Here is a 17,603-nt window from a genome sequence, read left to right as displayed (position 1 = left end):
TGAATCTTCGCTGACTTGCCTATACTTTTCAAGGCGAAACGTTGTACGTTTCCTTTCGACAACCCGTTCTGAGGATCCCCATGCCCCCACTCGACGACACCTTCGTCATCGACCCGGCGATCGCGAGCTCGACCCAGCGCCTCGCCGACGGTCGCGAACTCATCTACTTCGACGACGTCGACACGACGCTGCCCGCGGAGCGCCTGCCCGACGCACGCGAACTCGCGCCACGACCACCGACCGCGTCCATGCGCCAGGACCCGCTGACGGGTGAGTGGATCTCGATCGCCGCCGCCCGCCAGAACCGGGTGATGCTGCCACCCGCGAACCTCGACCCGCTCGCGCCCGCGAGCCCCTCGAACCCCTCCGAGATCCCCGACCAGTACGACGTCGCGGTCTTCGAGAACAAGTCGCCGTCCTTCGGACCGCTGCTCGAAGACGAGAACGCACCGGTCGATCTCGCCGACCTCGAGACGATCGGGATCGGCCGGACGCGCACCTCGGTCGGCCGCTGCGAGGTCGTGAGCTTCAGCCCGTCGAGCACCGGCTCCTTCGGTTCGCTGTCCCGCACCCGTGCGCGCACGGTCATCGAGGCGTGGGCCCGCCGGACGCACGCGCTGTCGCAGATCGACTCGATCCAGCAGGTGTTCCCCTTCGAGAACCGCGGGGAGCAGATCGGTGTCACCCTCCACCACCCGCACGGACAGATCTACTCCTACCCCTACGTGACCCCGCGCACGCAGCGACTCATCGCCGCGAGCGAGGCCTACGGTCCCGGACTCTTCGCCGACATCCTCGCCGCCGAGCAGGCTGACGAGCGCGTCGTCCTCGCGGGCGAGCACTGGACGGCGTTCGTCCCGTTCGCGGCGCGCTGGCCCATCGAGGTGCACCTGCTCCCCCACCGGCACGTGCCCGACTTCGCCGCGACCTCGCTCGAGGAACGGGACGAACTCGCCGGTCCTCTACCTGCGGCTGCTGCGCGGCGTCGACGCCCTGTACGACACCCCGACCCCGTACATCGCCGCCTGGCACCAGGCCCCGACCCGCGTCCACCGCGACGAGCTCCGACTCCACCTGCAGCTCACCTCCCCGCGTCGTGGAGCCGACCGACTGAAGTACCTGGCCGGCTCCGAGGCCGCCATGGGCGCCTGGATCGGCGACGTCCCACCGGAGACCACCGCCACCGCCCTGCGCGCCGCGATCGCCGCAGCCGACGAGGAGAACCCCGTATGACCGACCTGCAGCGCACCGCCACGAGCGGATTCGAGAACGCCTTCGGCAGCGAGCCGCACGGCCTCTGGACCGCGCCCGGCCGCGTGAACATCATCGGCGAGCACACCGACTACAACGACGGCTTCGTGTTCCCGATGGCGATCGACCGCCGCACCGTCGCAGCCGTCCGGCGTCGCGACGACGACCGCATCCGCGTGTCGAGCAGCTTCTCACCCGAGATCGTCGAGGTCTCGGTGCGCGCGCTCGATCCCGACGCCTTGCACGGCTGGTCCGCCTACCCGCTCGGCGTCGCGTGGGCGCTCGGCCAGTTCGGGGCACCCTTGCAGGAGGTGCCCGGGGTCGACATCTACATCCACTCCGACGTCCCGGTCGGGGCAGGCCTCTCCTCCTCCGCGGCCATCGAGGCCTCGGTCGCCGTCGCACTCACCGAGATCTGGCACCTCGACCACGACCGCCGGACGCTCGCGAAGATCTGCCAGCTCGCCGAGAACCGAGCGGTCGGTGCGCCGACCGGCATCATGGACCAGTCGGCGTCGCTCCTCGGCCAGCGTGACTGCGGCGTCTTCCTCGACTGCCGCTCGCTCGAGACCGACGTCATCCCGCTCGGCTTCGAGGAGCACGACCTCGAGCTGCTCGTCATCGACACGCGCGTCGAGCACGCCCACGTCTCCGGCGGGTACGCGGCACGTCGGGCGTCCTGCGAGGCGGGGGCCGCAGCGCTCGGCGCCGACTCGCTCCGCGACGTCACGGTCGGCGACCTCGACCGCGCTCGTGAGCTGCTCGACGACGAGACCTTCCGTCGCGTCCGTCACGTCGTGACGGAGAACCAGCGTGTCCTCGACACCGTCCGGACCCTGCGCGAGCACGGCCCGACGTCGATCGGCGAGCTGCTCGTGGCCTCGCACGCGTCGATGCGTGACGATTTCGAGATCTCGGTGCCGGAACTCGACCTGGCCGTCGAGACGTCGATGGCGGCCGGTGCGATCGGTTCGCGCATGACCGGTGGTGGCTTCGGGGGTGCGGCGATCGCCCTGGTCCCCGTCGCCCTGGCATCGTCCGTGGCCGAGGCGGTCACGGCGGCCTTCGCCGAGGCGTCCTTCACCGCCCCGACCATCTTCCCCGTCCGCCCCGCCGCCGGCGCCACCCGAGAATCCTGACCTTCCCCTCCCCTGCCCGCGAACTGTCACTTCCGGCTAGTCCCGGCCGCTCGGACTAGCGTCGAGTGACAGTTCGCGGGCAGGGTGTGGAGAACTTCCGACGCCGAAGCGCCGCAGTCGGCACCGTGGTGGGATGGTCCGCCGACGTCCCCTCCCCCTCGAACTCAGCAAGCAGCCGTTCTCCATGGCCGACGCCGACGACCTCGGCGTGCCTCGATCGCGGCTACGAGCGCGCGACCTCGCCACGCCGCACCGAGGCGTCCGGGCACCGCTCGACCAGCCCACGGACATCCCCGGACGCTGTCACGCCTACGCCCCGCTCCTGCACGACGGGCAGTTCTTCAGCCACGTGAGCGCGGCGGCCTTGCACGGCCTCCCCGTGCCCACCTGGGAACACGAGGCACCACTCGATGTCGCCTCCATCGCGCCGGCACGCGCGCCTCGAGGAGCGGGCGTGCGCGGGCATCAACTCGACGGGGACCACTGGGAGGTCGTCGCCGTCGAAGGACTGCCGGTACTGACCGCCGTCGACGCCTGGTGTCAGCTCGGAACCCGGCTCCCCGTGGACGACCTGGTGGTCGCCGGCGACGTGCTGCTCCGCCGCAAGCGACCACTGGCCTCGGAGCAGCAGATCGTCCGCGGGCTGGCACGGATGAACGGCCGTCGCGGCGCGAAACGGCTGCGGCTCGCGTTCTCGATGATGCGGCCTCGGACGGATTCGCCGATGGAGACCGCCTTGCGCTTGCTGATCGTCCGCGCGGGCCTTCCGGAACCGCTCGTCAACGAGGTCATCTCAGACGCCCACGGACGGTTTCTGGCCTTGGGCGACCTGGTGTATCCCGAACAGCGGGTCCTCGTCGAATACGACGGCGGCACCCACTTCACGGATGAACGGCAGATCTTCCACGACATCGATCGCCTCGACCGAGTCATGGCAGCGGGCTGGCGGGTCATCCGGGTGAATCGCTCGCACCTGACGGACCCGTCGCCCATCCTCACCGCCCTGGCTCGCGAACTGTCACTTCCGGCTAGTCGCCGGCCGCTCGGACTAGCGTCGAGTGACAGTTCGCGGGCTGGGTTAGGGGGTGGCCATGCGGACGACGTTGGCGAGGAGACCAACGCGGGTCATGGGGCCGACACCACCGGGGTTCGGGCTGATCCACGAGGCGACCTCGGCCACGTCAGGGGCGACGTCGCCGACGACCCGGGACTTGCCGGTCTCGGGGTCGGTCTCGCGGCTCACACCGACGTCGAGGACGATGACGCCCGGCTTCACGGCATCGCGCGTGACGATCCCGGGGACGCCCGCCGCGGCGACGATCACGTCGGCGGTGCGGAGGATGTCGTCGAGTCCGACCGTTCCGGTGTGCGTCAGCGTGACCGTCGCGTTGTATTCGCGACGGGTGAGCAGCGGGCCGATCGCGCGACCGACGGTGACCCCGCGGCCCACGACGACGACGTGCTTGCCCGCCCAGCTGATCCCGTGACGTTCCACCAGCTCGATGACGCCCTTCGGCGTGCACGGCAGCGGCGTGTGGATCGGACGGTTCACGTTGAGCACGAGACGACCGAGGTTGGTCGGGTGGAGCCCGTCGGCGTCCTTCTCGGGATCGATGCGCTCGAGGATCGCGTCGGTGTCGATGTGCTTCGGCAACGGCAGCTGCACGATGTAGCCGGTGCAGCTCTCGTCGGCGTTGAGCTCGTCGAGGACGGCCTCGAGCTCCTCCTGCGAGACCGTCTCGGGCAGGTCGCGTCGGATCGACTCCATGCCGACCTCGGCGCAGTCGCGGTGCTTCCCGGCGACGTACCACTGCGAACCCGGGTCGGACCCGACGAGGACGGTGCCCAGCCCGACCGAGATGCCGCGCTCCTTGAGCGCGGCCACCTCGATCGCGAGTTCGGACTTGATGGCGGCGGCCGTGGCCTTACCGTCGAGGATCTGTGCGGTCATGCGCCCGCGCCCTACTGCTGGAGGCCGGGGTAGAGCGGGAAGCGCTCGGCGAGCGCCGTGACGCGCTCCCGGAGGGCTCCGGCCTCGGCACCGTTGCGCAGCGCGAGAGCGATGATGTCGGCGACCTCGGCGAACTCGGTGTCGCCGAAGCCACGCGTCGCGAGTGCCGGGGTACCGATCCGCAGACCGGAGGTGACCATCGGCGGGCGCGGGTCGAACGGCACCGAGTTGCGGTTGACCGTGATGCCGACCTCGTGGAGGAGGTCTTCGGCCTGCTGGCCGTCGAGCTCGGAGGTGCGGAGGTCGGCGAGCACGAGGTGCACGTCGGTGCCGCCGGTGAGGACGTCGATGCCGGCGGCCTTCGACGCCTCGGAGGTGAGCGCCTCGGCGAGGAGCTTGGCACCGCGGAGCGTGCGCTCCTGGCGGTCCTTGAACTCCGCCGTGGCGGCGAGCTTGAACGCCGTCGCCTTGGCGGCGATGACGTGCATGAGCGGTCCGCCCTGCTGGCCGGGGAACACGTTCGAGTTGAGCTTCTTGGCGAGCTCCATGTCGCGGCTCACGATGAAGCCGGAGCGCGGGCCGCCGATGGTCTTGTGCACGGTGGAGGACACGACGTCGGCGAACGGCACGGGCGACGGGTGGACACCTGCGGCGACGAGGCCGGCGAAGTGCGCCATGTCGACCCAGAGCTTCGCGCCGACCTCGTCGGCGATCGCGCGGAACGCGGCGAAGTCGAGCTGGCGCGGGTAGGCGGACCAACCGGCGATGATGACCTGCGGCTTGTGCTCGAGTGCCTTGTCGCGGACGACGTCCATGTCGACGAGGAAGGTCTCGGGGTCGACGCCGTAGGAGACGGCGTTGTAGAGCTTGCCGGAGAAGTTGAGCTTCATGCCGTGGGTGAGGTGACCACCGTGGGCGAGCTCGAGACCGAGGATGGTGTCGCCGGGGGTGGCGATCGCCGAGAGGACCGCGGCGTTGGCCGTGGCGCCCGAGTGCGGCTGGACGTTCGCGTACGCGGCACCGAAGAGGCTCTTGGCCCGCTCGATCGCGAGGGACTCGGCGATGTCGACGAACTCGCAGCCGCCGTAGTAGCGACGACCCGGGTAGCCCTCGGCGTACTTGTTGGTGAGGACGCTGCCCTGCGACTGCAGGACGGAGACGGGCACGAAGTTCTCGCTCGCGATCATCTCGAGGGTGTTGCGCTGGCGACCGAGCTCCTGCTCGAGGACCGCTGCGATCTCGGGATCGACCTCGGAGAGTGGCGCGTTGAAGGTGTCGGACAAGACTGGCTCCCTTTTGTGACAGAACGGATGTCGGTGATGTGCCGTTTCGGCCCAGGCGTGCGGCCGAATCCGCCCTTGTCTTCAAGGTGCAGGGTCGCTCCCCGATGGTGAACCATCTGAGGCGGAGCGGAACTCCGTCTATACGCCAGTTGCGACTGCTAGCAGCATAGCAACGGGACGCCCGACGCGCACCGTCCTGTGGAGAGGTCGGGCAGCGGTGGGGGCCGGTGTGTCAGGATGGCCCGACGCTTGTTCACCCTCCGAACAAACCCCGTTCCAGCCCCCACGATCCCGCGTCGCCGACGCCGAAGGAACCGCGCATGAGCCTGCTGCCCCGCCCCGTCTCGCAGACCACGGACGCCTCCGCTCCCCCGTTCCGGTTGTCGGCGGATTCGGTGATCCGTACCGACCCGTCGGCGGCGACCACGGCTCGGATCCTCGCCGACGCCCTGCGCGCCTCGACGGGGTTCGCCCTCCCGGTCGAGACCACCGGCACGGAGGAGATCGTGGACTCCGCGGGTACGGACATCACGCTGTCGATCGACCCCCGCCTGTCGACGACGAGCGGGGCCTACCGATTGACCGCCGCGGCCTCCGGTGTCGAGATCGTCGGCGCGGACGCCGACGGGGTCCACCACGGCACGCAGACGCTCAGGCAGCTCCTCCCGCCGGCCAACTGGGCACCGACGGCCGGCGCACAGGACTGGATCATCGCCGCGACCGTCATCGACGACGCTCCGCGCTTCGCCTACCGCGGCGCGATGCTCGACGTCGCGAGGCACTTCTTCACGGTCGCGCAGGTGCAGCGGTTCATCGACCAGATCGCCGCACTCAAGCTCAACCACCTGCATCTGCATCTCACCGACGACCAGGGGTGGCGCCTCGAGATCGCCGGGTGGCCGGAGCTCACCGGGATCGGTGCGGCGACCGCCGTCGGTGGTGGTACGGGCGGCTCGTACAGCGCCGACGACTACCGGGCGATCATCGAGTACGCCGCCGACCGCCGCGTCACGATCGTCCCCGAGATCGACGTCCCCGGACACACGAACGCGGTCCTCGCGGCGTATCCCGAACTCAACCCGGACGGCGTCGCCCGCGAGCCCTACACCGGCACGGAGGTCGGCTTCTCGAGCCTCGACATCCATGCCGAGTCCACCTACACGTTCCTCGAGGACGTGTTCACCCAGCTCGCCGCGATGACCCCGGGCCCCTATCTCCACCTGGGCGGCGATGAAGCGCTCGCCACCACTGAGGCGGACTTCCTCCACTTCGCCCGTCGGGTGTCCGAGTTGGTCGCCACGACCGGGAAGACCGCCATCGCCTGGCACGAGTTCGGCGCGTCACGCGACCTCGCCCCCGGCACCATCGGCCAGTACTGGAACTACGTCTCCCCCGAGGACGGTCACGCCGACAAGCTGCGCTCGTTCGTGGATCAGGGCGGGCAGGTCATCATGTCTCCGGCCGACGCCGCCTACCTCGACATGCAGTACCCCGACGTCGCGACGGCCGGCCTCACCTGGGCGGACGGCCCCACGAGTGTCGAACGCTCCGCCGTCTGGGAGCCGACCGAGATCGTCGAAGGCGTCGGTGAGCAGGACATCCTCGGCGTCGAGGCCCCGCTCTGGACGGAGACCGTGGCCGACGTGCAGACGCTCGAGTTCCTCGTCTTCCCCCGGGTCGCGTCCATCGCGGAGATCGGCTGGTCGGAGCGACGCGCGCCGGACTGGAGCGACTTCCGGGTCCGGCTGGCCGAGCTTGCCCAGGGCTGGTCGGCCGCGGGCATCGCCTTCCACCGCTCCCCCGAGGTCGGCTGGCTCGACTGATCCGAGCGACGGTCGGAAAAGCGGCCGGGAGTGATGCTCGCCCCCGAGCACCACTCCCGGCCTGTCGACGGGTACGCACGAAGGCGCCCCCTCCCGTCGAGATCTGCAACGTTTCGGGTCCGTTGCCCGATGCACACCGGCCGTGGCGCGCATCGTGGCCGTCCGAGGACGACCCAGCCGGGTCCCCGTCGCCGGGAATCCTGCTGTTCATCCTGAGAGAGTGCCTCCCGAGCAGGTCATGACGCGGTTTCCCAGAACAATCGAAACGGATCTTCCTCGGCGCCAGCGGCTGTCCGCGAGACACCTCGTGCCAAGATGAGGAATCGGCGTCATGATCCCGCTTCACCCGACTCTCTTGAGCGGGCACGGTGCCCGGTAGTGCGCAGCTCGCAGACGGAGGCATCATGAGCCTGGACACATCCCCGGCTTCATCGCTCACCGAGCGATCGGATGCCGAGCTCATCGAGCACACCCGCACGGGCTCGCAGGACGCCTACGCGGAGCTGTGGCGACGGCACTCGAACGCCGGACGGACCGTCGCCCGGTCCGTCACCTCGAGCCTCGATCCCGACGACCTCGTCTCGGAGTCCTTCGCCCGCATCTATCAGGCGGTCCGCCGCGGGAAGGGCCCCACCGGCGCCTTCCGCCCCTACCTGTTCACGACCATCCGGAACACGGCGGCCGCGTGGGGCCGATCGCGTCGGGAGACCTCGCTCGACACCCTGGACTCCTTCGAGGACCCGGACACGAACGAGGCGTCCTCGATCGAGGCCCTCGACCGCAGCCTGAGTGCCCGAGCGTTCCGAAGCCTGCCGACCCGGTGGCAGGAGGTGCTCTGGTACACGGAGATCGAGGCGATGACGCCCGCGGAGGTCGCGCCGCTCCTCGGGATGAAGGCCAACTCGGTGGCCGCGCTCGCCTACCGAGCACGCGAGGGGCTGCGCGAAGCGTGGATCCAGGCGCACCTGCAGGCCGTCGACGACGACTCGGAGCACGCCTTCACGATCAGCAGGCTCGGATCCTACGCGCGCGGGAACCTCTCCGCCCGGGACACGGCCAAGGTCGAGTCGCACCTGGACGCCTGTCAGCGGTGCACCATCGTGGCCGCTGAGGCGAAGGAGGTCGGCTCGCGCATGGCGCTCGTCCTCCTCCCCCTCGTCGCAGGCGCCGCCGGTGCGGCCGGCTACACCGCGTGGTTGCAGACGAACGGTGCGTCGACGACCGCGGTCGCCGCGATGCCGGCCGGCGTCACCGGCGGGGTCGCACTGACGGCGCACCTGAGCACCTCGGTGGCGGCCTCCGGCGGAGCAGCGGCTTCCGGTGCAGCCGGTTCCAGTGGCGCCGCGTCGGGTGCCGGCGTCGCGTCGGGTGCGGGCGTCGCGGGTGCTGCGACGGCAGGTCTCTCCGGTGGCATCATCGCCGCGATCGGCGTCGGCGTCGTCGCGGTGGTGACCGCCGCCGCGCTCGTCCTGGGTCCGGTGGTGTTCCCGCCCGGAGCCGACTCGGCGACCTCCGTCTCCGCCGACGAGACCAGCGACCCCGTCGCCGTGCCGACACCGGGCGCGACTCCGACCACGGGTCCGACGACGTCGCCGTCCGCGCCGACGACCCCGACACCCTCGGGACCGGTGCCCACGCCCCGGCCGACGCCCGGCACGGGTGCGACGCCGCCTCCGGTCGCCGAGCCGCAGGTCCCGTCGCCGACGGCTCCGCCCGTCGCCCCTCCCGTCGATCCCGTCGACCCGGTGGACCCCGTGGATCCGACTGACCCCGAGGAGCTCCCGGCGCCGACGATGGCCGCCGACACCGGTGGCGGCTTCCTGTGGCCCGCCTTCAGCGGCACCGCAGCGGCCGGCGCCACCGTCGACATCCTCGACGGCGACGTGGTCGTCGCGTCGACGGTCGTGCCGGCCTCCGCTCGGCGGGCGTCCGCCACAGCCGCTCCCGAGACCGGGACCTGGTCGACCGGCCCGGTCGACCTCGGCCGCACGGGCACCTTCGTCCTGACCGTCCGCCAGACCCTCGGCGACGAGGTCTCCGTGTCCGCCGAACCGGCCACCATGTCGATCAGCGGGCCGGCCGTCACCGGGCTCCGGACGGTGCTGTCGGTGCAGTTCCTCGATCCGACCGGCCCGCTCGTGGTCGTCGGTGCTCCGAACGGCGCGGTCGGATACACGGTCGACGGTGGTGACGAGCAACGCGTCGCGCTCGACGCCGACGGTCGAGCGACGCTCACCGGCGCCGCCGTCGCCGTCGGGTTCCACGAGCTCAGCGTCTGGAGCGTCGACCCGTCCGACCCATCGCGCGTGGGACCTGCGACCTCCGTCGAGTACCTCTCGCTGACCGGACTCCTGAGTACCGACGCCGCCGTCGATCCGGCGACGGCCCCGCTCCCGGAAGCGGTTCTGGACACCGCACCGGAGGCGGTTCCCGCTCCGGTCCCGGTTCAGGCCGTCGTCGACCCGATCGCGGACCAGACCCCGGTGGAAGCGGCTCCCCCGACGGAGACGGACGTGCCGAGTACGACCGAGCCGGATCCGACGACGGAGACGGAGACGCCGGTGGAGACCGCGCCCGACGTCACCGCGCCGACCGATGGCGCAGACGCCTCACCGGCGCCGACGACGGACGAACCGGCTGTACCGTAAGCGGTCCCGCTCAGCGCGTCCGCAACGGCTCGTGCTCGATCAGACGGACTCGCGCCTGCGGGTGCGCAGCACGTCCGCCGCGAGGAGCGAGGTCGCGACCACGGCCAGGCACACGTACACCCACGGCAGCACGCCGAGACCGATCTCGGCGAGGAGCAACGCGCCGAGCGCCGAGCCGCCACCGATACCCGTGTTGAACGCCGTCGTGTAGAACGCGTTCGCGGTGTCGCGGATGCGCGGGCTCGCCGCGTGCAGGAGGCGCGTCTGCATGAGCGGCGGCAGCATGCCGAAGGCCGTCCCCCAGAGGAAGAACGCGACGAGCGCGCCCGGAAGCCACCCTGCCGAGAGGGCGAGGACGCTCACCATGGCCGCAGACACGGTCAGGGCGACGAACAGGCCCGTGGTCGCACGCCTCGCGAAGACGCTGCCGGTGAGGATGAGGCCGATCGCGCCCGCGACGCCGTAGACGAGGAGGAGGATGCTGAGCTGGCCGGCCGGGACACCGACCTCGCCGATGAGGAACGGCGCGATGTAGGTGTAGAACGCGTAATGGCCCGCCATGATGACGCCGACCGCGATGCAGACGATCGCGACCGGGACGATGCTCGGATCACGGCCCGTGGCACCCGAGGCGGCCGCGTGCGACTCCTCCCGACCGACGGGCGGCAGCTTCCACCACACGACGACGGCGCCGAGGAGCATGGCCGCGGCGAGGACGCCGAACGCGAGGCGCCAGCCGAGCGCGTGCCCGAGCGCGGTGCTGAGCGGGACGCCGAGGACGAAGGCGAGCGTGCCTCCCGCGATCGTCACGGACACGGCACGGGCGAGCTGCTCCTTCGGGACCAGGTGACCGGCGTACGCGCCGACGACCGCCCAGAAGACGCCATGGGCGAGCCCGCCGAGCACCCGGGTGGCGACGAGGAGCTCGTAGTTCGGGGCGAGCGCGCCGAGACCGGTGCTCACGCCGAGGACGACGATGACGGCCACGAGCAACGCGTGTCGCGGGACACGCCTGGTGAGGTGGATGAGCGCGGTGCTCGACAGCACCACCGTGAACGCGAACACGCTGACGAGGAGCCCGATCTGCGACTCGGTGACGCCGAGCGAGGTGCTCATCTCCGGGAGGAGGCCGGTCGGGATCATCTCGCCGGTGACGGAGAGGAAGGTGCCCGCCGCGAGCGCGATCAGGCCGACCCAGGGGAACGGCGGTGACGACGGCTTGGAGGGTTCGGCGGCGCGCGCCGAGGAGGGCGAAGAGGAGGTCATCGGATTGCTCCAACGATGGCGTTCACTCGTCGGCTGACGTGGCGGACGAGTTCGTCTACGCGCTGATGTGCGCGCCCAGGGTCAACCGACATCCGGCGACCGCGGACGAGTCTACCCGAGGGCGGGAATGCGGAGGGCTCGATCCGACGTTGCAGCTGACGTGAAGGTGACAGAGAGGCCGCTCATGCGCATTGCAGAACTCGCTGAACGAACGGGTGTCCCGGCCACCCGGCTCCGCTCCTACGAGGAGGAGGGACTCCTGGCGGCCGTGCGCGCGTCGCACGCGCCCGACGAGTACGAACCGTCCGCGATCGACCACGTCGTCACGGTCGACAACCTGTTCGACGCGGGGCTCACGACCCGTCTCGTGCGCGTGGTCCTCGATCTCGACGACGCACGCACCTCGCGTGCCGTGCCCGACTGCTCCCGCGCGACGGCCGAGTCGCTCCACGCGCAGATCGCCTCGATCGACGCCCGCATCGACTGCCTGCGGCAGAGCCGCGAGACGGTGCGGTCGTACCTGCGGCAGTCCTCGCACGCCGACCTCGTCGACGAGCGGTCCGTCCCTGCGGCTTGAGCGGTCGGGTCCCGGTAACCTGAGTCGGTGACGAACTCGACCGATCCCTCCGCTGTGCCCTCGACCACGCACGAGCGCTCCGTCCACTGGGTGCTCTCGATCATCTGCGAGGACCGGCCCGGCATCGTGCACGCGATCAGCGGTGCGATCGTCGAGGCCGACGGCAACATCACCGAGAGCCAGCAGTTCTCGAGCGATGACACCGGACGGTTCTTCATGCGGCTCCAGGTCGAGGCGGCGGTCTCGCGCGAGCGGTTCGAGGCGGCCATCGCACCCGTCGTCGAGCGATACGCCCTCCAGTGGCGGCTCGACGTCGTCGGTCGTCCGCTCCGGACGCTCGTCCTGGCCTCGACGGCGGCGCACTGCGTCAACGACCTCCTCTTCCGCCAGCGGGCCGGCCAGCTCCCGGTCGAGATCCCCCTCGTGCTCAGCAACCACGGTTCGCTCCGCGATCTCGCCTCCTTCTACGGCGTGCCCTTCGAGGCGCTGCCCGTGACGGACGCCGCATCGAAGGCGGCGTTCGAGGCCAGGGTCGTCGAGGCCGTCGAGGAACACGACATCGAGCTCGTCGTCCTCGCCAGGTACATGCAGATCCTCTCCCCCGAGCTCTGCGAGCGCCTCGCCGGTCGCGCCATCAACATCCACCACTCCTTCCTGCCCGGTTTCAAGGGCGCGAACCCGTACAAGCAGGCGCACGCGCGCGGCGTCAAGCTCATCGGTGCGACGGCGCACTTCGTGACGAGCGACCTCGACGAGGGACCGATCATCGAGCAGAACGTCGTCCGCGTGGACCACTCCCGCTCCCCCGCGGAGCTCGTCGCCATCGGTCAGGACGAGGAGAGCCGCACCCTCACCCAGGCGGTGAAGTGGTTCGCCGAGGACCGCGTCCTCCTCGACGGTGCGCGGACGATCATCTTCCGCTGACCCGGAGCGGGCTCGCGGCCACGCGCCGTAGAATCGTGTGGTGTCTGAACGAACTCCCGCCGACGTGAAGATCGGCCCCAACGAGATCCTGCGGTTCTTCCTCGAACTCTTCGCCTTCTTCTCGCTCGGCTTCTGGGGCGTCGCGGTGTGGCCGTTCCCGCTGAACGTGGTCGTCGGGATCGCCGCCCCGGTCGTGGCGATCATCCTCTGGGCGCTGTTCCTCTCGCCGCGCGCCGTGATCCGCATCGACCTCTACGGCCAGGCGGTCGTCGAGCTCCTCATCTTCGCGGCGGCGGCGCTCGCCTGGTTGCACCTCGGGCAGCCGATCATCGCGACCGTCTTCGCCGTGGTCGCCGTCGCCAGTGGTGTCGTCCGCGGACGGAAGCAGCTCGCATGACCGAGCTCCTGATCCACTCCGCCACCAAGGTCGACGTCGACGGCCACCAGGACGCCTTCTGGCTGCACGCGGTCGACGGCGTCATCCGCTCCACCGGCACCGGCGACGACTGGCGGTCCATCCCCGTCGGCGACGACGCATCCGTCCACGACGCACACGGCGGCCACCTCACGCCGGGGTTCATCGACCTCCACGTCCACGGCGGCGGCGGGTCGTCCTTCGACGACGGACGCGACGCCATCGGACGCGCACTCGCGGTGCACCGGGCACACGGGACCACGAGGACGCTCATCAGTCTCGTGTCGAACCCGGTCGACGCCCTCGTCGCGAGTCTCGAGGGGATCGCCGACCTCGTCGCCGAGGATCCCCTGGTCCTCGGAGCCCACCTCGAAGGTCCGTTCCTCTCACCGGCCAAGAAGGGCGCGCACGACCCCGGGGCGCTCATCGACCCGAGCCCGGCGGTCGTCGAACGCCTCATCGACGCGAGCCGCGGCACGCTGCGGCAGATCACGATCGCCCCTGAGCTGCCGAACGCCCTCGAGGCGATCCAGGTCCTCGTCGAGGCCGGCGTCATCGTCGCCGTGGGTCACACCGACGCCGACGAGGCACTGACGAAGACGGCGTTCGATCTCGGTGCCCGACTCGTCACCCACGTGTTCAACGCGATGAACGGGATCCACCACCGTGCGCCCGGACCGATCATCGCCTCCTTCGCCGACGAGCGGGTCACGGTCGAGCTCATCCTCGACGGCGAACACGTGCACCCCGACGTCGCCAAGCTCGCCTTCGAGCAGGCCCCGGGCCGCGTCGCACTCATCACCGACGCGATGGCCGCAGCCGGGTCCTCGGACGGCCGTTACCTCCTGGGCGCGCTCGAGGTCCAGGTGACGGACGGTCTGGCGCGGCTCGTGGAAGGCGACTCGATCGCCGGCTCCACGCTGACGCTCGACCGGGCGCTCCGACTCGCCGTCGCGAGCGGTGTGGCGGCGGACGCGGCGGTCGGTGCCCTCACGAGCACCCCGGCCCGTGTCCTCGGCCTCGCCGACCGCTTCGGACGACTGGCCCCGGGATACGCCGCGGACGCCGTCCTCCTCGACCACCAGTGGAACGTCCAGGCGGTCTGGGCCGACGGATCAGCCCTGCCGCGATGACGACGCCGACCGTCCTCGACGCCCTCCGTGACGCCCTCGGCGACGCGGTCTCGACGACGGACGCCGTCCTCGCGGACGCACGGTCCGACAAGTCGGGTCACGTGTCCGACGCCCCACCGATCGCCGTGGTCTCCGCGCGCTCCATCGAAGACGTCCAGACGGTGATGCGCATCGCCACCGCGACCGGGACGCCGGTCGTGACGCGCGGCGCCGGTACCGGACTGGCCGGCGGCGCGCTCGGCGGCGCGGGCGAGATCGTCCTGTCGACGCTCGAGATGCAGCGCGTCCTGGAGATCAACGAACCCGACCTCCTCGCGGTGGTCGAACCGGGCATCATCAACGGCGCCTTCAACGACCTCCTGCTCGCCCGTGGACTCTGGTTCGCGCCCGACCCGGCGAGCCGCGCGATCTCGACCGTGGGTGGGAACATCGCGACCGGTGCCGGCGGCCTGCTGTGCGCCAAGTACGGCGTGACGCGCGACGCCGTCCTCGCCCTCAAAGTGGTCCTGGCCGACGGACGACTCATCAGCGTCGGGCACCGGAGCGTGAAGGGGGTCACCGGCCTCGACCTCACGAGTCTCATGGTCGGCTCCGAGGGCGTCCTCGGCGTCATCGTCGAGGCGACCGTCCGCATCCGGCGCGTGACGCCGGGCACCGTCGCGACCATCGCCGGGTACTTCCCGAGCGTGGTCTCGGCAGCAGAGGCCACCGCCGCCGTCACCGCGTCCGGTGTCCAGCCGTCGATCATGGAACTGCTCGACCCCGTCGCGCTCGTCGCCGTGCACCGCTACCTGCAGCTGCCGACCCCGACCAGCGGCGAGGCGCACGTCGTGATCCAGACCGACGGCCCGAACGCCGAGGCGGAGGCCGCCGCGATCCTCGAGGTGCTCCACGCCGGCGGCGGGCGTGCCGAGATGTCCACCGACCACGCGACGGGTGAGCACCTGTTGGCCGTCCGCCGCGCCCTGCATCCGTCACTCGAGCAGTTCGGCACCCCGCTCATCGAGGACGTGTCGGTCCCCCGCAGTCAGTTGGCGGCGATGTTCACGGCGATCGGCGAGATCGAGCGCCGGTACGGCATCTCCATCCCCACGGTCGCGCACGCGGGCGACGGCAACCTCCACCCGAACTTCGTCTTCGAGGGAGTCGAGGTACCAGACCTCATCTGGCAGGCCGCCGACGACCTCTTCACCACCGCGCTGCGGCTCGGCGGCACCCTCACCGGCGAGCACGGCATCGGCCTGCTCAAGAAGCGCTGGCTCGGCGACGAGCTCGGCGAAGATCAGCTCGCGCTCCAGCACGGGATCAAGCGGCTCTTCGACCCGGAGAACCTCCTCAACCCGGGCAAGATGTTCTGAGACCCTTCGACAGGCTCAGGGACCGGAATGAGGGGCGCTCAGGGACCGGAATGAGGCGCGCTCAGGGACCGGAATGGGGCGCGCTCAGTGACCGACGACGGGCGGCCGGAGGATGGCTCAGGGACCGGAACCGGCTCCGGGAACGGCGACAGGCTCAGGGTCCGGACGGATCCGGTCCCTGAGCCTGTCGAAGGGTGTTACGCGAGCGATGCCTGTCGGGCGACGACCTGCGCGAGCACCGCGGGAGCCAGCGGGTGCTCGGGAGCGAGGCCGGTGACCTCCTCGACGAAGGTGCCCGGCGCGAGCTCGTGGAGCTTCGCCTGCAGGTGGACACTCTGCTCGTCGTCGGCGACGTCGAACTCGAGCGCGGCACCGATGGCCGAGACGAGGGCGTCGTGGGCCATGCCGCGCTCCGCCAGCTCTGCGGCGGGTCCGATGAACCGCTCGGTCCGGCTCAGCTTGCGCAGCGGCTGCCGACCGACGCGCTCCACGGTGTCGGGCAGGTGCACGTTCGCGAAGCGACGGAGGATCGTCTCGCGGTACTCGCGTTGCGCGTCGACGTCGAGCCCGTGCTTGGCGACGAGCAGCGCGGAGGTCTCCTCCAGCACCGCACCGACGGCGACGGCGATGGACGGCTCGGCGAGTGCTTCGGCGATGGTCCCGATACCGGCGCGCGCACCGAAGTAGGCGACGGAGGCGTGGCCGGTGTTCACGGTGAAGAGCTTCCGCTCGATGTACGGCGCGAGCTCCTCGACGAAGTGGGCACCGGGGATCGACGGCAGCGAGCCGTTGAACGCCGGGGTCTCGATCGCCCACTCGTAGAAGGTCTCGACGGTCACGTCGATGCCCTGCCCGGCGGGCTGGCCCGGGACGATGCGGTCCACGGCCGTGTTCGCGAACACGGCCCGGGTCGACAGCGACGCCCAGGCCTCGTCGCCGACCGCCTGGCGCACCTCGGTGGCGAGGAGGTCGGTGGCGTTGATCGCGTTCTCGCAGGCCATGACGGCGAGCGGAGCGGCGTCGGCCGGACGGGCGGCGATCCCACGCGCGATGACCGGAGCGACGAAGCGCAGGATGGTCGGCCCGACGGCGGTGGTCACCACGTCGGCGGTGGCGATCTCCTGGACGAGGGCCTCCTCGTCGGTGGCGCTGTTGATCGCACGGAACCCGGTGACGACCGTGTCCTTCGCGCCGTCGCCCACCTCGTGCACCGTGTAGCTGTCGGCCGCGGCGATCGCATCGATGAGCTCGGCGTTGACGTCCGCGAAGACGACCTCGTAGCCACCCTCGTGGAGGAGCAGGCCGACGAAGCCGCGCCCGATGTTGCCGGCGCCGAAGTGGACGGCTCGCATCACTCGTTGACCTCGCTCAGGAGCGCGTAGAGCTCCTCAGGCGTCTCGGCTGCGAGCAGCTTGGCGACCTCGTCGTCCTCGGAGAAGATGATGGCGATCTTGGAGAGGATCTCCATGTGCCCGCCGTCCTTGCCGGCGATGCCGACGACGAAGCGGACCTCGTCGCCGTCCCAGTCGATGGGGGTCTCGTAGCGGGTGAACGACAGGGCGGAATCGCGGACCGCCTCCTTCGCGTCGTTCGTCCCGTGCGGGATGGCGAGGAGGTTGCCCATGTAGGTCGACACGGACTGCTCGCGGGCGAGCATGGCCTCGAAGTACTCGTCGGTCACGGCGCCGGCCGCTTCGAGGGCGTCGGCAGCGCGGCGGATGGCCTCCTCCTGCGTCACCGTCCCGGTGACGATGGTGATCCGATCCTGGGTCAGTACCTGCGACATGTCTTCCTCTGCATTCGTCGTGCGGGGCTCCGCCGGTGCGGTCCGGAGC

Annotated in this window: 14 protein-coding genes, 1 pseudogene and 1 riboswitch; of the genes and pseudogenes, 9 read left to right on the top strand and 6 right to left on the bottom strand. The window is 70.6% G+C overall.

Annotation, left to right across the window (positions count from 1 at the left end; all coding sequences use genetic code 11):
• Positions 1-80: 80 nt before the first annotated feature.
• Positions 81-1,233: pseudogene (galT, locus tag AC5JOC_RS05925) on the top strand (galactose-1-phosphate uridylyltransferase).
• Complete coding sequence (galK, locus tag AC5JOC_RS05920; protein ID WP_494245753.1) at positions 1,230-2,390, top strand: galactokinase; 1,161 nt, start codon at positions 1,230-1,232, stop codon at positions 2,388-2,390. The pseudogene galT and the gene galK overlap by 4 nt, the downstream one beginning before the upstream one ends.
• A 793-nt stretch (positions 2,391-3,183) precedes the next feature.
• On the opposite strand, the gene AC5JOC_RS05915 is transcribed toward galK, so the two are convergent.
• The 3 genes from AC5JOC_RS05915 to glyA form a co-directional block, all read right to left on the bottom strand.
• Positions 3,184-3,363 carry a hypothetical protein gene (locus AC5JOC_RS05915; RefSeq protein ID WP_494245751.1) on the bottom strand — a complete coding sequence of 60 codons (180 nt, stop codon included), beginning with the start codon at positions 3,361-3,363 and terminating at the stop codon, positions 3,184-3,186.
• Positions 3,364-3,468: 105 nt separating this feature from the next.
• The gene (locus AC5JOC_RS05910; RefSeq protein WP_071259424.1) at positions 3,469-4,341 is read right to left on the bottom strand and encodes a bifunctional methylenetetrahydrofolate dehydrogenase/methenyltetrahydrofolate cyclohydrolase; all 873 of its coding nucleotides are present in this window, start codon (positions 4,339-4,341) and stop codon (positions 3,469-3,471) included.
• Positions 4,342-4,352: 11 nt separating this feature from the next.
• Positions 4,353-5,624 carry a serine hydroxymethyltransferase gene (glyA, locus tag AC5JOC_RS05905; protein WP_064296623.1) on the bottom strand — a complete coding sequence of 424 codons (1,272 nt, stop codon included), beginning with the start codon at positions 5,622-5,624 and terminating at the stop codon, positions 4,353-4,355.
• Between the two features lie 42 nt (positions 5,625-5,666).
• A riboswitch (ZMP/ZTP riboswitch) is annotated at positions 5,667-5,785 on the bottom strand.
• 159 nt (positions 5,786-5,944) lie between these two features.
• Here glyA and AC5JOC_RS05900 point away from each other — a divergent pair.
• Both AC5JOC_RS05900 and AC5JOC_RS05895 read left to right on the top strand, forming a co-directional pair.
• Complete coding sequence (locus AC5JOC_RS05900; protein ID WP_494245750.1) at positions 5,945-7,447, top strand: beta-N-acetylhexosaminidase; 1,503 nt, start codon at positions 5,945-5,947, stop codon at positions 7,445-7,447.
• A 404-nt stretch (positions 7,448-7,851) separates the two neighbouring features.
• Positions 7,852-10,095 carry a sigma-70 family RNA polymerase sigma factor gene (locus AC5JOC_RS05895; RefSeq protein WP_494245749.1) on the top strand — a complete coding sequence of 748 codons (2,244 nt, stop codon included), beginning with the start codon at positions 7,852-7,854 and terminating at the stop codon, positions 10,093-10,095.
• Between the two features lie 39 nt (positions 10,096-10,134).
• Here the strand turns inward: AC5JOC_RS05895 and AC5JOC_RS05890 are convergent, their stop codons facing one another.
• Positions 10,135-11,361, bottom strand: a complete 1,227-nt coding sequence (locus AC5JOC_RS05890; RefSeq protein WP_194602143.1) for an MFS transporter — start codon at positions 11,359-11,361, stop codon at positions 10,135-10,137.
• A 184-nt stretch (positions 11,362-11,545) separates the two neighbouring features.
• Here AC5JOC_RS05890 and AC5JOC_RS05885 point away from each other — a divergent pair, with 184 nt between their 5' ends.
• From AC5JOC_RS05885 to AC5JOC_RS05865, 5 genes are read left to right on the top strand one after another with little or no spacing between them, the layout of a single operon-like run.
• Positions 11,546-11,938 carry a MerR family transcriptional regulator gene (locus tag AC5JOC_RS05885; RefSeq protein ID WP_494245747.1) on the top strand — a complete coding sequence of 131 codons (393 nt, stop codon included), beginning with the start codon at positions 11,546-11,548 and terminating at the stop codon, positions 11,936-11,938.
• A 27-nt stretch (positions 11,939-11,965) separates the two neighbouring features.
• Positions 11,966-12,862, top strand: coding sequence for a formyltetrahydrofolate deformylase (gene purU / locus AC5JOC_RS05880; RefSeq protein WP_370582583.1), 897 nt, complete (start codon positions 11,966-11,968; stop codon positions 12,860-12,862).
• A gap of 40 nt (positions 12,863-12,902) precedes the next feature.
• Positions 12,903-13,259: a YrdB family protein gene (locus AC5JOC_RS05875; protein WP_234993927.1), complete on the top strand. Its 357-nt coding sequence runs from the start codon at positions 12,903-12,905 to the stop codon at positions 13,257-13,259.
• Positions 13,256-14,410, top strand: a complete 1,155-nt coding sequence (gene nagA, locus AC5JOC_RS05870; RefSeq protein WP_494245746.1) for an N-acetylglucosamine-6-phosphate deacetylase — start codon at positions 13,256-13,258, stop codon at positions 14,408-14,410. Before AC5JOC_RS05875 ends, nagA begins: the two co-directional genes overlap by 4 nt.
• Entirely contained in the window at positions 14,407-15,768 is a 1,362-nt protein-coding gene (locus AC5JOC_RS05865; protein WP_494245744.1) for an FAD-binding oxidoreductase, read from the top strand. The genes nagA and AC5JOC_RS05865 overlap by 4 nt, the downstream gene beginning before the upstream one ends.
• Positions 15,769-15,965: 197 nt before the next feature.
• Here the strand turns inward: AC5JOC_RS05865 and AC5JOC_RS05860 are convergent, their stop codons facing one another.
• Together AC5JOC_RS05860 and AC5JOC_RS05855 are read right to left on the bottom strand one after the other, a co-directional pair.
• A complete protein-coding gene (locus AC5JOC_RS05860) occupies positions 15,966-17,120 on the bottom strand; it encodes a mannitol-1-phosphate 5-dehydrogenase (protein ID WP_494245742.1) in 1,155 nt (384 codons plus the stop codon).
• Entirely contained in the window at positions 17,120-17,554 is a 435-nt protein-coding gene (locus AC5JOC_RS05855) for a PTS mannitol transporter subunit IIA (protein ID WP_064296632.1), read from the bottom strand. Before AC5JOC_RS05855 ends, AC5JOC_RS05860 begins: the two co-directional genes overlap by 1 nt.
• Positions 17,555-17,603 lie beyond the last annotated feature (49 nt).

Source organism: Plantibacter sp., from assembly GCF_059073635.1.
Note: the sequence above shows the minus strand (reverse complement) of the source record. Positions and strands in the feature narration are given on the sequence as shown.

Coding starts and splice junctions, on each gene's coding strand:
- AC5JOC_RS05890 (WP_194602143.1), bottom strand. CDS start 11,361: ATGACCTCCTCTTCGCCCTCCTCGGCGCGCGCCGCCGAACCCTCCAAG.
- AC5JOC_RS05855 (WP_064296632.1), bottom strand. CDS start 17,554: ATGTCGCAGGTACTGACCCAGGATCGGATCACCATCGTCACCGGGACG.
- nagA (WP_494245746.1), top strand. CDS start 13,256: ATGACCGAGCTCCTGATCCACTCCGCCACCAAGGTCGACGTCGACGGC.
- AC5JOC_RS05910 (WP_071259424.1), bottom strand. CDS start 4,341: ATGACCGCACAGATCCTCGACGGTAAGGCCACGGCCGCCGCCATCAAG.
- AC5JOC_RS05900 (WP_494245750.1), top strand. CDS start 5,945: ATGAGCCTGCTGCCCCGCCCCGTCTCGCAGACCACGGACGCCTCCGCT.
- galK (WP_494245753.1), top strand. CDS start 1,230: ATGACCGACCTGCAGCGCACCGCCACGAGCGGATTCGAGAACGCCTTC.
- AC5JOC_RS05865 (WP_494245744.1), top strand. CDS start 14,407: ATGACGACGCCGACCGTCCTCGACGCCCTCCGTGACGCCCTCGGCGAC.
- AC5JOC_RS05860 (WP_494245742.1), bottom strand. CDS start 17,120: ATGCGAGCCGTCCACTTCGGCGCCGGCAACATCGGGCGCGGCTTCGTC.
- AC5JOC_RS05895 (WP_494245749.1), top strand. CDS start 7,852: ATGAGCCTGGACACATCCCCGGCTTCATCGCTCACCGAGCGATCGGAT.
- AC5JOC_RS05885 (WP_494245747.1), top strand. CDS start 11,546: ATGCGCATTGCAGAACTCGCTGAACGAACGGGTGTCCCGGCCACCCGG.